The sequence below is a fragment of the Arthrobacter ulcerisalmonis genome (assembly GCF_900609065.1).
In the GTDB taxonomy this organism is placed as follows: domain Bacteria; phylum Actinomycetota; class Actinomycetes; order Actinomycetales; family Micrococcaceae; genus Arthrobacter; species Arthrobacter ulcerisalmonis.
In genome coordinates this window covers 33,798-47,957 of sequence record NZ_UXAU01000017.1, presented here as the reverse complement: position 1 = coordinate 47,957, position 14,160 = coordinate 33,798, and the positions used below count along the sequence as shown (strand labels likewise).

General features: G+C 63.9%; 12 protein-coding genes and 1 tRNA gene. 7 read left to right on the top strand and 6 right to left on the bottom strand.

Annotated features, from left to right (window positions below; translation table 11 throughout):
• The first annotated feature begins 186 nt into the window (after positions 1 to 186).
• Positions 187 to 864: a Crp/Fnr family transcriptional regulator gene (locus PSET11_RS05115; RefSeq protein ID WP_123254700.1), complete on the top strand. Its 678-nt coding sequence runs from the start codon at positions 187 to 189 to the stop codon at positions 862 to 864.
• Positions 865 to 1,199: 335 nt separating this feature from the next.
• Here the strand turns inward: PSET11_RS05115 and PSET11_RS05110 are convergent, their stop codons facing one another.
• The 3 genes from PSET11_RS05110 to sp36 are packed head-to-tail and all read right to left on the bottom strand — an operon-like array spanning position 1,200 to position 2,817.
• Complete coding sequence (locus PSET11_RS05110; protein WP_124091036.1) at positions 1,200 to 2,111, bottom strand: NUDIX hydrolase; 912 nt, start codon at positions 2,109 to 2,111, stop codon at positions 1,200 to 1,202.
• Positions 2,112 to 2,126: 15 nt separating this feature from the next.
• Complete coding sequence (locus PSET11_RS05105; RefSeq protein ID WP_124091035.1) at positions 2,127 to 2,660, bottom strand: RidA family protein; 534 nt, start codon at positions 2,658 to 2,660, stop codon at positions 2,127 to 2,129.
• Between the two features lies 1 nt (position 2,661).
• The gene (gene sp36, locus PSET11_RS05100; RefSeq protein ID WP_009359196.1) at positions 2,662 to 2,817 is read right to left on the bottom strand and encodes a Sp36 family protein; all 156 of its coding nucleotides are present in this window, start codon (positions 2,815 to 2,817) and stop codon (positions 2,662 to 2,664) included.
• A 37-nt stretch (positions 2,818 to 2,854) separates the two neighbouring features.
• On the opposite strand from sp36, the gene PSET11_RS05095 reads away from it, so the two are divergent.
• The 5 genes from PSET11_RS05095 to PSET11_RS05075 all read left to right on the top strand — a co-directional run bounded on the left by PSET11_RS05095 (position 2,855) and on the right by PSET11_RS05075 (position 9,967).
• A complete protein-coding gene (locus PSET11_RS05095) occupies positions 2,855 to 5,119 on the top strand; it encodes a transglycosylase domain-containing protein (protein ID WP_124091050.1) in 2,265 nt (754 codons plus the stop codon).
• Between the two features lie 5 nt (positions 5,120 to 5,124).
• Positions 5,125 to 6,087: a metallophosphoesterase gene (locus PSET11_RS05090; protein WP_124091034.1), complete on the top strand. Its 963-nt coding sequence runs from the start codon at positions 5,125 to 5,127 to the stop codon at positions 6,085 to 6,087.
• A 115-nt stretch (positions 6,088 to 6,202) separates the two neighbouring features.
• Positions 6,203 to 8,011, top strand: coding sequence for an ABC transporter ATP-binding protein (locus tag PSET11_RS05085; protein ID WP_124091033.1), 1,809 nt, complete (start codon positions 6,203 to 6,205; stop codon positions 8,009 to 8,011).
• Positions 8,008 to 9,831, top strand: coding sequence for an ABC transporter ATP-binding protein (locus tag PSET11_RS05080; protein ID WP_124091032.1), 1,824 nt, complete (start codon positions 8,008 to 8,010; stop codon positions 9,829 to 9,831). Before PSET11_RS05085 ends, PSET11_RS05080 begins: the two co-directional genes overlap by 4 nt.
• 59 nt (positions 9,832 to 9,890) lie before the next feature.
• A tRNA-Pro gene (locus PSET11_RS05075) sits at positions 9,891 to 9,967 on the top strand.
• Between the two features lie 233 nt (positions 9,968 to 10,200).
• Here the strand turns inward: PSET11_RS05075 and PSET11_RS05070 are convergent.
• Positions 10,201 to 10,434 carry a hypothetical protein gene (locus PSET11_RS05070; RefSeq protein WP_124091031.1) on the bottom strand — a complete coding sequence of 78 codons (234 nt, stop codon included), beginning with the start codon at positions 10,432 to 10,434 and terminating at the stop codon, positions 10,201 to 10,203.
• 134 nt (positions 10,435 to 10,568) lie between these two features.
• Here PSET11_RS05070 and PSET11_RS05065 point away from each other — a divergent pair, with 134 nt between their 5' ends.
• Positions 10,569 to 11,834 carry a helix-turn-helix domain-containing protein gene (locus tag PSET11_RS05065; protein ID WP_124091030.1) on the top strand — a complete coding sequence of 422 codons (1,266 nt, stop codon included), beginning with the start codon at positions 10,569 to 10,571 and terminating at the stop codon, positions 11,832 to 11,834.
• A gap of 28 nt (positions 11,835 to 11,862) precedes the next feature.
• On the opposite strand, the gene PSET11_RS05060 is transcribed toward PSET11_RS05065, so the two are convergent.
• Both PSET11_RS05060 and purD read right to left on the bottom strand, forming a co-directional pair.
• Positions 11,863 to 12,801 carry a phosphoribosylaminoimidazolesuccinocarboxamide synthase gene (locus PSET11_RS05060; RefSeq protein ID WP_124091029.1) on the bottom strand — a complete coding sequence of 313 codons (939 nt, stop codon included), beginning with the start codon at positions 12,799 to 12,801 and terminating at the stop codon, positions 11,863 to 11,865.
• Positions 12,798 to 14,120 carry a phosphoribosylamine--glycine ligase gene (gene purD, locus PSET11_RS05055; RefSeq protein ID WP_124091028.1) on the bottom strand — a complete coding sequence of 441 codons (1,323 nt, stop codon included), beginning with the start codon at positions 14,118 to 14,120 and terminating at the stop codon, positions 12,798 to 12,800. The genes PSET11_RS05060 and purD overlap by 4 nt, the downstream gene beginning before the upstream one ends.
• Positions 14,121 to 14,160 lie beyond the last annotated feature (40 nt).

The window sequence follows — 14,160 nt, the reverse complement described above, 5'->3', positions numbered from 1 at the left end:
AGGCGGGAGCGCCTAGATGCTGGCGGGGTAGCCCTCGCGGCGCGCCAACCAGCCCAGCCAGCCGCATTATGACTGTGTGCGCACGTCATTCAGGCGCTTCCGGTGCCAAGTTCGTCACAGAACGATGAAAGTTCTGAAACAATGGCAAAAGAGCCATCGCCCCCACTTTTTACTCAGGAGAATTTAATGGACATCGAGGTACTGCGCCGAGCACCCCTTTTCGCCACGCTCGACGACGAAGCATTCCGTCTGCTGACGGATGAGCTGACCGAGGTGGACCTGTCCCGCGGCGCATCCGTGTTCCGCGAAGGCGACCAGGGCGATCAGCTCTACTTCATCGTCTCCGGCAAGGTGAAACTGGGCAGGACGTCCCCGGACGGCCGCGAGTCGCTCCTTGCCATCCTTGGCCCGGGCGAACTCTTTGGCGAGATGGCCCTCTTTGACCCGAGCCCCCGCACCGCCACGGCCACCGCCGTGTCTGAGACGCGACTTGCCGGGCTCAAGAATGAGAGCCTCAACGGCCTACTCCGGACGCGGCCCGAGGTTTCCGCGCAGCTGCTCCAGGCACTTGCCCGCAGGCTGCGCCGCACCAACGACTCGCTGTCTGACCTGGTCTTCTCCGACGTTCCCGGCCGTGTGGCCAAGGCGCTGCTCGATCTCGCAGACCGCTTCGGCCGCCCCGCTACCGATGGTGTGCTGGTAGCCCACGAGCTCACCCAGGAAGAGCTCGCGCAGTTGGTGGGGGCTTCGCGTGAAACGGTCAACAAGGCCTTGGCCGAGTTCGTCCAGCGCGGGTGGCTGCGGCTCGAAGCACGCGCCGTGGTCATCCTGGACATGCAGCGCCTGCGCCAGCGCTCCCGTTAGTTTCCAGTTCCGCCGCTAGCGGTAACTGGTGAAGGCCGCTCCCTTGGGGGCGGCCTTCATCAGTTAACCCTCCCGGAGCACTTACGCCCGAACCATCAACCCTCCCGGAGCACTTACGACGGATTTACCAACCCTCCCGGACATCCGTATTTGCGAGGAAGTTGGGCGTTGCTGCCGGGGCTACAACCGCCGTCGTTCGTCACCAGATGTCCGGGAGCGTTTAGCAAAAGCACGTAAGAGCTCCGGGAGGGTTCCGTAGCGCACCGAAGGCTCGACGACGGCCCCGCCAGATGTCCGGGGGCGTTCGCCAAAACAGCGCAACAGCTCCGGGAGGGTTAGCGTTCGCGCTGAGGTTCGCCGGCCACCGTCTTGGCGGCTTCGACCTCGAGTTTGAGGGTACCGGCGTCGTCCACGAGCGTGGGCTGGTAGACGTGCGACTTCCGTTTGTAGCTGAGGTAGGCGATGCACCCGTTCGAGGCCGCCATCTTCTCCAACATGATCTCCGAGCCGGGTACCAGCAGCGTGCCAAGCGTCCGGCCAACAGTGTTTTCCTGGCCAACCTCGTCGCCCAACTCGGCGGTGTCACGGGCCCCGATGACGGAACTGGCATTCACCCAGCGCCCCCACATGCCACGCCCCTCCAGCAGGCTGGGCTGCTGGCCCAAAGGAATGGTGGCGGCGAAGTAGCGGGTATCGAACCGGCGGTGCGCGAAGTCGGGGCTACGCCAGTTGACCAGGGATTTCAGCAGGTCAGTGCGCAACAGCAGGCCGCGCTTGGCCAGGATCCGGCCCAACGTGTCTTCCTGTTCGGCTACGGCCAACCGGGCCCGCATCCACTCGTGCGAGAAGGTACCCTCCACGGTGCTGGACATGTCAGGGCCGGCAAGGAGCAGTCCCGTCTCTTCAAACAGTTCGCGGATGGCCCCCACAACGTGCCGGCGAGCCAGCCCGACGTCGTCCGTTCCCATCTGCTCGGCCCACTGCTGCGGTGAGGGGCCCAACCAACCGATGGGATCGTCGTCGGACGCGTCCAACGAGCCACCCGGAAACGCCAAAACACCCAACGGCGAGGAGCCGGGCCGGTAAGCCAGCCACGTTTCCAACCCCGTGGGCGAATCGCGCAAAAGTACAACAGAAGAGGCCAGGCGGGCGGTCCGGGGGGACCGCTCGCCGTGTTCAAGCCACCCTTGCGCTGCGCCCTCCAGATCGGCGGGGAGGGCAAACAGGCGACGAGCTAACTGAGGCAAAGGAAACGACCGGACCTAGCTGAATTCCGCGATCAATTCGACTTCCACCGGTGAATCCAATGGCAGGACGGAAACGCCGACGGCGGAACGGGCGTGCTGTCCTGCCTCACCAAAGACGCGGCCCAACAGTTCGGACGCACCGTTGATGACGGCGGGCTGTCCGGTGAAGCTAGGGTCCGAGGAGACGAAACCAACAACTTTGACAATTCGGGTGACCCGGTCAAGATCGCCGATGACGCTCTTGATGGCTGCCAAGGCGTTCACGGCGCAAATCGCGGCGTACTTGTGAGCGTCCTCCGGCGAGATGGCAGGCTCATCGAGGGTGCCCTCGTTGCCGGTGGAAACCTTGCCCGTAGCTTCGAGTTTGCCGTTAATAAAGGGCAGCTGGCCGGCGGTGTAGACGTGGTTGCCGGAGATCACGGCAGGCACGTAGGCGGCCACCGGAGCGGCCACTGCGGGGAGGGTGATTCCCAGCTCGGCAAGTCGCTTTTCGACGGCGGATGTTGGCGCGGATTCCGCGCCAACAGTGCCCTCTGCGGGGTTCGTCATGTTACTGCTTCTCCCGCTTCAGGTAGGCCACCAGACCGTTGCCGTCAGGGCCCGGGACAACCTGGACGAGCTCCCAGCCGTCCTCGCCCCACTGGTCCAGGATCTGTTTTGTTGCGTGAATAATGAGCGGAATTGTCGCGTACTCCCATTTGGTCATGAGCACAAGACTAGTCCTTGCCGGTAAAGTGGAAAACATGGCGAACCGCAAAAACCCTCTCTTTAACACGGCAACCACCCTTGGAAAGATCCTTGTTTTCCTTGGCGTGAGTGCTATTTGCGGTGTCTTGGTGGCGGGCTTGTTGGTTCCGGCCGCTGCCGTTTCGGGCAGTGCTGCCAGCGGTTCCATCGAGTTCTTCGATACGCTGCCCGCCGAGTTGAAGGTGGATCCGCCCAACCAGACCACCAGGATCCTCGCCGCAGACGGCAGCGAGATCGCCAGTCTCTACAAGGAGAACCGCACCAAGGTTTCGCTGGACAACATCTCGCCGTTCATGAAAGAAGCCGTCATTGCGGTGGAAGACAGCCGGTTCTATGAGCACGGCGGTGTGGACACCACAGGTATTCTCCGGGCTTTGGTGGCCACCGCCCGCGGCAACAAACAGGGTGCTTCGACCATCACCCAGCAGTATGTCAACAACGTCTTGAACGCCAACCTCGCAGCCGAGGGCAAAGACGAGGACATCAAGCTCAACGGCGTCAACAAGGGTGTTGGCGACAAGCTCCGTGAGATGAAGCTCGCCATTGCCTTGGAGAAGGAATTCAGCAAGGACCAGATCCTTGAGGGGTACCTCAACATCGTCTTCTTCAACGTCAACGCTTACGGCATCGAAGCCGCCTCACGGTTTTTCTTCAGCACCAGCGCCAAAGACCTGACCCTGCCCCAGGCAGCACTGCTGGCGGGCGTGGTGAACAGCCCCTCAGCCTTTGATCCCATCACCAACCCGGACAACGCCAAAGCACGCCGCGACTTGGTCCTTGGTCTCATGCTGAACCAGGGCAAGATCACCCAGGCCGATCATGACGCAGCGGTTGCCACCCCGGTGGAAACCAAGGTGACGCAGCCCAAGCAGGGCTGCGCCTATGCCGCAACGGCGCCGTACTTCTGCGACTATGTTCTGCACCTGCTGGAAAACAATCCTGCCTATGGTGCCACCAAAGCCGAACGCCAGCGCGTCATCTACGGCGGCGGACTGACCATCACCACCACCCTGGATCCGGCGGCGCAGGCTGTTGCCCAGGAGCAGTCCAACGCCGCCGCCGGCGCCAACCCGGACAAGTGGGGCGCCGCCATGGTGTCCGTCCAGCCCGGCTCCGGCAAAATCGTGACCATGGCGCAGAACACCAGCTTCCTTCCTGCCGAGGGCGCCTTCGACTCGCAGGTGAACTTCGGGGTGGACAAGCTGGACAAGGACGGCAACGACCTCAACGGCATGGGCGGCGCGCAACCCGGCTCCACCATGAAGCCCTTCACGTTTGCCGAATGGCTCAACGAGGGAAAGACCATGAACACCGTGGTCAACGGTGCCCAGCGGGTCTACCCGCTGGGGTTCAACTGGCGCAACAGTTGCGGCACCGTCACGGGTGGTTACAGCACGGCGCAGAAGAATCAGTTGCTCGGAACCGCGGATGACCTGCAGAACGCCGAACCCCAGTGGTACCGACCGCTGACGGTCCTCGAAGGCCTCTACAACTCGATCAACACGGTAACCTTTGCCTCGGCAGCCCAGCTGGACTTCTGCGGCATCCAGAAAGTGGTGGATGCTGTTGGGCTCCACAGCGGACTGCCTACAGCAGATGACCCCAATCCCAAGATCGACATGTCCACCCTGGGCAACCTGCTGGGCTCCACCCAGACCTCGCCGCTGACCATGGCCAGCGCCTTCGCGACGTTCGCCAACGACGGCCGCTACTGCGAGGCGATCGCCATCACCGGGGTCAAGGACCAGGCCGGTGCGGATCTTCCCGCCCAGTCCACCAGTTGCCGGGATGCGCTCAAGCCGGAGGTGGCGCGCGGCGTCAACTACGCGCTTCAGCAGGTCATGAACATCGGTTCCGGCTCGTTGATCCAGCCCAGGCTCTCCACCCGCACCAACTTCCCGATTGGCGCCAAGACCGGTACCTCCAACAACAACGGCTCCACCTGGGTGGTTGGCCACACCACGGGCTTGGCCACCGCAGCCTGGTTTGGCGACCCGCTGGGCGACCAGGGACGGTCCGGACAGAACATCACCATCAACGGCAAGTTCTACCCAGGCATTGACGGTTACATGATCGCCGGTCCCATGTTCTCCAACTTCATGACCCGGATCGCCCCGAACTACGGCACCGATGCTTTCCCGGCGCCGCCCAGCAACATGGTGAACGGCACACCTACCCGCACCAACCCCGCTACTCCGGCTCAGCCGTCGGCACAGGCTACTCAGCCCGCGCCGGCACCGTCTGCTGGCGGCAACGGCTGACCCGCGTGAAGATCAATGCCGCACTGGCGAGCCGCGTCCGTTCGATCGGACGCGGCTTTGCCGTCACAGCAGGTGCCGGGTTGGCAGCGGGGATCGCCGCCACCGGTTATGGGCTCTGGGAGAAGAACCAGTTTGGCGTCCGCCACGAATCGCTGGCCATCCTCCCTGCAGGACACGCTCCGTTCCGCGTCCTGCACCTGAGCGACATTCACTTTGTCCCCGGCCAGGACACCAAGGCCGCGTGGCTCCAGTCCCTCGCGGACCTGAAGCCTGACCTGGTGGTCAACACCGGCGACAACCTCAGCCACCAGCACGCCATCGATCCCCTGCTGGAGGCGCTCCGCCCGCTGCTCGAAGTTCCGGGCGTCTTTGTGCCCGGTTCGAATGACTACTTTGCGCCCAGCTTCAAGAACCCCGCCTCCTACCTGTTCGGTCCTTCCATCAAGCGGCCCAAGCCGGTGGAACTCGACTGGCCGAAGCTCAGGTCTGGTTTCGGGATGGCCGGCTGGGTGGACTTAACCAACAGGACCCAGTCCTTGGTGTTGAACGGCCTGCGCTTTGACTTCTCCGGTGTGGACGATCCCCACCTGAACCGCGAGAAGTACGCCGGCTGGCCACGTGGCACCGTCAACCAGGACGCCAAAGACCACCTGCGGGTGGCCGTGATCCACGCGCCCTACCAACGCGTCCTGGACCACTTCACCAACGATCGCGCCGACCTCCTGCTCGCCGGCCACACCCACGGTGGCCAAATCTGCATCCCTGGCTACGGCGCCCTGGTGGCCAACTGCGATCTCCCCACCTGGCGGGCCAAGGGCCTCAACAACTGGGAAAGCAACGGACGCACGACGCCGGTCAACGTCTCCGGCGGGATCGGCACCTCACGCTACGCACCGGTCCGCATCGCGTGCCGCCCCGAGGCGGTCCTCCTCACGCTGACAGCCCGTGAGGAAACTGGCGCAGCCTGACAGCACGCCCCACCAGCAAAGCCAACCCCTACCCGACTCCCTGTGAACAGCCTCACGCCATGGCATAGGGTAGTTGCTACGGGTAATTACTTTTGGTTGGGGTCGAAAAGCAGGTATGGCGAAGCAGACATCATTTTTCCAATCTATCGGCCGCCTCTACCCACATGTCCGGCCCATCATGCCGCGACTCATCATGGGATTGGTCTGCGCGCTCCTCGCCAGTGTGGTGGCGCTGGCCATTCCGCAGGTGTTGCGGGTACTCATCAATGACTCGCTGCGGCCCGGCGGGGCAGGTGATGCGGTCTGGATCTCCGCTGGCATCATCCTGGTGCTCGGTATTGCCGAGGCCGTCCTGGTGGCGCTGCGCCGACAGTTTGTGATCAACCCGGCCACCACTGTTGAGACGCGAATGCGCGTCACGCTGTACGGCCAACTTCAGGACCTGACCGTGTCCTTCCACGACCGGTGGGGTTCCGGACAGCTGCTGTCCCGGTCCATGACGGACTTGAACTTCCTGCGCCGCTGGATGGCATTCGGCGCCATCATGTTGGTGGTGACCACGTTGAGCGTGGTGATCGGCATCGCCGTCATGTTCACCATGAGCTGGCAGTTGGCCCTCATCTTCCTGTTCGCCGCCGTGCCCATCATGGCGTACAGCTTCCGGTTCCGCACGCGCTTCAGCAAGGTAGCCCGGCGCAGCCAGGACCAAGCCGGTGACCTCGCCACCACCGTGGAAGAGTCAGTCCACGGCATCCGCGTGCTCAAGGCGTTCGGCCGAAGCCGAGAGGCGCTGGAGAACTTCAACGAGCAGGCAGAAGAGCTACGCCAGACGGAGATAGAAAAGGCGCGGCACCAGGCATCCTTCACCCTGGTGGTCACGCTCCTCCCGGAACTTGCGCTGGGCGCCGGGCTGGTGGTGGGCATCATGCTGTGCGCCAGCGGCCAACTCAGCATCGGTGCGTTGGTGGCGTTCTTCGCCACGGCAGCAGTGATCGCGTCCCCCGTAGAATTTTCCGGCATGCTGCTCGCCATGGCACTGACCGCCAAGACCGCCGTCGACCGTCACTACGAGGTGATGGACACGCCCAACACCATCACCTCTCCCCCAGCACCCCAGCGTCCCGATCACCTGCGCGGCGCGCTGACCTTCAACAACGCGAGTTTTGCGTTTGCCGATGCCCCGGACAATCCGATTCTGCGTGACATCACCCTGGCGGTGCGGCCCGGCGAAACCATGGCACTAGTGGGCATCACGGGGAGCGGCAAGAGTGCCCTGCTCCAGCTGGTGCCGCGGCTGTACGACGTCACTGCCGGTGACATCAGCATTGATGGCGTGGACCTGCGGGACTTTGACGTCGAAGAGCTCCGCAAGGTGGTGGGCGTGGCCTTCGAAGACACCACCCTGTTCTCTAATTCGGTGCGGGACAACGTGCTTCTGGGCGCGTCGGAACGGACCGATGCGGTCCTCGAGGAAGCCTTGGACGTTGCCCAGGCGCACTTTTCCTACTCACTTCCGCAGGGCCTGGACACCCTGATCGGCGAGGAGGGCCTGAGCCTGTCCGGTGGCCAACGCCAGCGGATCGCCCTGGCACGCGCCATTGCCGCACGCCCGCAGGTCCTGGTCCTGGACGATCCGCTGTCTGCCCTTGACGTCCACACCGAGGAACTCGTCGAGGCGCGACTCCGCGAGGTACTCAAGGACACCACCACCCTCATCGTGGCCCACCGACCATCCACGGTTTCCTTGGCGGACCGGGTGGCGCTGTTGCAGGAGGGCAGGATCGCTGCCGTCGGGACGCACGCTGAACTGCTCGCCACCAACGCCCACTACCGCTACGTCATTGCCAGCCTGGACCCGGAGCCCAGGGACTTGGACTCGGAGCTCTCCGAACTTGAGGACCAGGCAGAGGAGGCCTCCCGATGAGCACCACGTTCGGCACCGCCAATGAGGACGATTCACATCTCAGCAAGAGCGCAAGTCAGGCTGTCCGACGGCGGTCGCTCACCTTGCTGGGGTCCCTGATCCGGCCTGTCCGGCTGCGGTTCTGGCTGACTATCGCCATGGTGGTGCTGTCGCAGGCCGCGCGCGTGGCAGGGCCAGCGCTGATCGCGTTCGGCATCGACAACGCACTGCCTGCCCTGCAGGCGGGCGACAATGTCCCGTTGGTGCTGACCGGCGTCGCCTATCTTTCGGCGGCGATCGCGACGGCGGGGCTCACCGCTCTTTACGTCACCTCCACCGCACGGCTGAGTCAGTCGATGTTGCTGGATCTGCGGCTGCGGGTCTTCCGGCACACGCAGCGGCTGAGCCTGGAATTTCACGAGAAGTACACCTCCGGAAGGATCATCGCCCGGCAGACGTCCGATCTTGAGGCGCTGCGTGAGCTCCTGGATTCAGGCGTGAGCTCTTTGGCGTCGGGCCTGCTGTTCATGGTGTTTACGGCTATCACGATATTTGTCTTGGATTGGCGGAGTGGACTGCTGGTCCTTGCGGCCGGCGTGCCCATGTACTTCCTGTCCCGTTGGTACCAGAAGCATTCGCAGATCGCGTTCCGCGAGTCCCGGGTGGTCTCGGCCCGGCTGATTGTGCACTTCGTGGAGACCATGACCGGCATCCGCGCGGTGAAGGCCTTCCGCAAGGAGAAGGAGAACGCCACGCGATTCGGTGAACTGGCCGAGGACTACCGGCTGGTTACCGTCCGTTCCATCAACCTCAACGGGATCTTCCAGCCAGGCCTGGTACTCATTGGCAACGTCTGCGTGGCGGTGGTGCTCTTGACCGGGGGATTCCGAGTGCTCAGCGGCGAGTTGGCCGTTGGCGTGCTGCTGGCGCTGATCCTCTCCACGAAGCGGTTCTTCCAGCCCGTGGACCAGATGGCCATGTTCTACAACTCGTTCCAGAGCGCGCAGGCAGCCTTGGAGAAGGTGTCCGGGCTCCTGGAGGAAGTGCCCACGGTCAGGCCGCCCAAGCACCCCGTGGCGTTGGCTGACGCCCGTGGCAGCGTCGACTTCACCGACGTCGAATTCCGGTACGGCGATGGGCCTGTGATCGTGCCAACGCTCAACCTCAGCATCCCGGCCGGGCAAACCGTTGCGTTGGTAGGTCAGACCGGAGCTGGCAAGTCCACGCTGGCTAAGCTGATAGCCCGCTTCTACGACGTGTCCGACGGCTCGCTGACCCTGGACGGGGTGGACCTGCGCGACCTGACCAGCACCGATCTGCGCCGCAACATTGTGATGGTCACCCAGGAGGCATTCCTCTTCAGCGGCTCGGTGGCGGACAACATCGCGTTGGGCCGGCCGGAGGCCTCCCGGGCGGAAATCGAAGATGCCGCCAAGGCTGTGGGAGCGCATGATTTCATCACGGCATTGCCCGATGGATATGACACGGATGTCAACAAGCGTGGCGGCAGGGTGTCATCGGGGCAGCGGCAGCTCATCAGCTTTGCCCGCGCTTTCCTGGCCCGGCCCGCGGTGCTGATCCTTGATGAGGCCACGTCATCCCTGGATGTTCCGTCCGAGCGGCTGGTGCAAGCGGGGTTGGCCAAGTTGCTTGCTGGCACCGATGCGGCCAGCAGGACCGCCTTGATCATCGCGCACCGGCTCTCCACGGTGGAGACCGCTGACAGGGTGCTGGTGGTCCATGACGGCCGGATCGTGGAGGACGGCAGCCCCGCAGACCTCATCAGTGGCGGCGGCCGATTCGCCGACCTGCATGGCGCCTGGAAAGACTCCCTCGTCTGAGCCGATTTCGCATCAAGACGGCCATCCGCTATCCTTGAAAAGTTGCTTTTGCAGCGGATCGGGATGTGGCGCAGCTTGGTAGCGCGCGTCGTTCGGGACGACGAGGTCGCAGGTTCAAATCCTGTCATCCCGACCAAACAAAAAGAGGGTCTCCATACGGAGGCCCTCTTTTTTGTTCCCCGGATCCCGCGAAACCTAGGCTAGTTCGCAGAACCTAAGCTTGAAGGCTCTGACCTGCGAACAAGCTTAGGATCGGCCGGCCGGAAGCCGACGGGGGCCCCGAGCCGCAAGGAAAGACAGCTTAAAACGGGAGTGGCCCCGGAACCGAAGTTCGGGGGCCACTCCTTGCCTCCATCAGGTGAGGACGGTTTATGCGGGGTCCGGCCAGTTGCCGATCCGGCTGACAGTGTTGGTCGGCTCGGTGACCTTGGTGGTCTTGGTGGTGTTCTTGGTGGTCTTGGACGCGGGATCCGGCCAGTTGCCGATTGCGACGCTGGTAGCCGAGTTGTCTACGACGGAGCCTGCGGACAGGACAGCCGGCGCCGCAGCGGAGAATGCCAGCGCAGCGGCCAGGACGGCCGCTGATGCGATCTTTTTGAACATGTTGGGTTTCCTCAATACGAGTCGGATTCGTTACAAAGCCAGCACTGTCCTTGTTGACATACATTGTAAAATGTTTTCCACAGGGACTGTCAAGCTTTTGCACCAAAGACGGTCCCGGAATTGGAGGAAATCCTGTGGGCAACGGATTTGGCGAGAAGCTCCGGGCAGAGCGCCTGGACCGCGGACTGACTCAGGCAGAGTTGGGCAAAGACTTGTATTCCCCGAGCTACATCTCCCTTCTGGAGACCGGGCGTCGTGAGCCGACGGCGGAAGTCATCGAGGAACTGGCCCGCCGGCTGGAGTTGGCGCCCAAGGCCTTGGAGGCCTGGAGCCAACCTATCTCCGTCAGCGACGCGGAATACGTCCTGGCCGGACTGTATGCCCGTCAGGCCTGGGACTTGCGCGATTACCAGTTGGCCGCCAGCCACGCTTCCACTGCCGCCCGGATCGCCCTGGAAGGCAAGAACACCAGCGCCTGGTGGAACATGACCTATATGGAGGCTGAATGCCTCATGAAGCAAGGCCAGCTGCAGGAGTGCCGCAACATCGTGGAGCGCCTGATCGAACACCCCATGGCCACGGAGTCGATCGGGCTCGGGGTCAGGGCCCGGCAGATGCTTGCCGCGGTGTGCCACGGCCAGGGCCAGCTGTCGCTGGCTGTCGACCACGCCTTGGACGCAGTGAAGCTCTCCGTCAGCCTGCCCCGAAACTCCACCGTCCTGATTGGCGCGCACCGTATCTTGATTGGCGCCTTGGCCGAGAGCGGCCGGCTGGATGAAGCCTGGAAGTTCTGCCTGGCCCTCTATGAGCAGGTGGATGAGCATTCCATGTCCCAGCTTGCCGGTGAGGTGGCGTGGGTAATCGGCAACGTCGCCTTTATGCGCCATGACTATGTGGAAGGCGTGGCCCACCACGAGCGTGCCGCCAAGCTCCTCTCCCCCGCCAACGACATTGAACTCTGGGCGCGCTTCAACAAGGCGTCTGCAGCGGTCCGTTTGTCCTCCGGCATTGTGGAACCTGAAACCCTGGCCTCGATCGAGCGGGCCGAACTGGCGTTCTCGATTGTGGGTGGCACCAAGAGCGATGAGCTGGAGGTCGCGTTCATCCGCGCCCGCTGGCTGTACCTGACCGGGGACATCGACGCGGCAGTCGCCAAGTTGCGGGCCATCCACAACGAAAGCGCGGCGCTGGCCAAGCACACGTCAGGCGAAGTGGCGTTCCTCCTGGGCAAGTCCCTCAAGGCCGCCGGCGAAACGGACGAGGCCCTCGACTACCTGCAGGAAGCGCAGAAGTCCTTCAGCGCTGCAGGTGCGGCAGACCGGGTCCAGCAGGCCCTCGACGCCGTCCTGGAAATCAAGCTCGCCCAGCAACGGGCTGCGGCCGCTGCCAGGGCAAGCTAGCAACGGCCGCAGGACGCTCAAGGAGAGGCTAGGCGAAAGCCTGCCCGGTGATCTTCTCGTACGCCTCGACGTAGCGGCTGCGCGTCCGTTCGACTACGTCGGCGGGCAGTGCAGGGGGCGGCGTATCAGAGCCGCGGTCCCAGCCGGACTCGGCTGACGTGAGCCAATCACGGACGTACTGCTTGTCGTAGGAGGGCTGTGCCTGGCCCGGCTGGTACGTCGCTAGGTCCCAGAACCGGGACGAGTCCGGGGTCAGCACTTCATCACCCAGGGTGATGGCGCCCGAAACGGCGTCGTAGCCGAATTCCACCTTGGTGTCAGCGAGGACAATGCCGCGCTCCCGGGCGATCGCTTCCGCCGTCGTATAGATCTTCAGGGTCAGTTCGCTGAGCCGGGCGGCCACGTCGTCCCCCACCATGCCCACCACGGCGTCGTAGGTAATGTTTTCGTCGTGCTCGCCCACCTCCGCCTTGGCTGATGGGGTGAAGATGGCCTGGTCCAGGCGTGAGCCGTCCACCAGTCCGGCGGGGAGCGGGATGCTGCAGACAGTGCCGTCGGTCCGGTATTCCTGCAGCCCGGAGCCCGTCAGGTACCCGCGGGCGATGCATTCGACCGGGAACATATCCAACTTCTTGCAGATCATGGCCCGGCCCTCGACGGCGGCCGGAACACCATCTGCCACCGTGGACGCCAGGACATGGTGCTCCACCTTCAGCTGGTCGAACCACCACAGGCTCAGCTGGGTGAGGATGCGGCCCTTGTCTGGGATTTCGCTGGCCAGGACATGGTCAAAGGCGCTGATCCTGTCGCTGGCAACCACCAGCACGCAATCTTGGCCAACGCGCTCCACAATGCTGGGATCGGCCGGTTCGTAGAGGTCCCGGACCTTACCCGAGTAGATGTGGGTCCAGCCAGGCAGGTCGAGGGTTTCGGTGTCCAGCCCGCGCGGGGCGGCGGATTCGCTCATACCAGGCCCTTCGCTTTCGTGATCGGCAGGGCGCCCGTGGCAGCTGCGGACACCTTGATTTCATTGCGCGCAGCCTTGCGGCCAATATCGCTGCGGAACTGCGAGCCGGGCAACTGAACCAGTTCAACGCCGTCGTACGCCTTTTCGCGGGCCGCCACCAAATCGTTGCCCACCGCGACGACGGCGAGCACGCGCCCACCTGCGGAGATCACCTTGCCGTCGGCGTCCAGCGCCGTGCCGGCGTGGATGACATGCACGCCGTCCAGCGCATCAACCTTCTTCAGCCCGCGGATCCGGTCACCGGTGCGGGGTGCGTCCGGGTAGTTTTCGGCGGCGACGACGACGGCGACTGCCGTCTCCTTCGACCAGCGCAGCTCCTCGATCTGGTCCAGTTCGCCCTTGGCGGCTGCCAGGAGCAGGGAACCGAGGGGAGTTTTGAGACGAGCCAGGACAGCTTGAGTTTCGGGGTCCCCGAACCTGACGTTGAACTCGATGACGCGGGTGCCGCGGGTGGTCAAGGCCAACCCAACGAACAGGACTCCCACGAACGGGGTGCCGCGGCGGGCCATCTCGTTGACGGTGGGCTGGGCTACCCGGTCAATGACTTCCTGGACCAGTCCGGGTGGCGCCCATTCGAGCGGCGTGTAGGCACCCATGCCGCCGGTGTTGGGGCCTTCGTCGTTATCGAAGATGCGTTTGAAGTCTTGGGCGGGGGACAGCGCCACGGTGGTTTGGCCGTCGCAGAGGACAAAGAGGGAGACCTCGGGGCCGTCAAGGAATTCCTCGATGACTACCGTTCCGCCGGCGTCGAAGCAGGTCTGGGCGTGGGCCAGGGCCTCGTCGCGGTCCTTGGTGACCACAACTCCCTTGCCAGCGGCCAGGCCGTCGTCCTTCACCACGTACGGCGCACCAAAGGTGTCCAGGGCGGACGCGGCTTCGTCAGCGTTGGTGGCTACCAGGGCCATGGCCGTGGGAACCTGCGCTTCGGCCATAATTTCCTTGGCGAAAGCCTTGGACGCTTCAAGTTGGGCGGCGGCCTTGTCCGGACCGAAGACCGGGATTCCGGCGGCACGAACAGCGTCAGCTACGCCGGCGGCCAGTGGCGCCTCGGGCCCTACGACCACCAGGTCGACGGCCAGTTCAGTGGCCAAGGCTGCCACAGCAGCAGGATCGTTTCCGTTGATGGCGTGCGTCGGGACCAGCTCGCCGATGCCAGCGTTGCCGGGTGCTGCGTGAACCTCGGTAACAACGGGGTCAGCGAGCAGGGAGCGGATAATGGCGTGTTCGCGGCCTCCTGGGCCAATGACAAGTACCTTCACAGTCCACAAGGGTACTTTGTGGACCCGGCCCGGTCCTAAG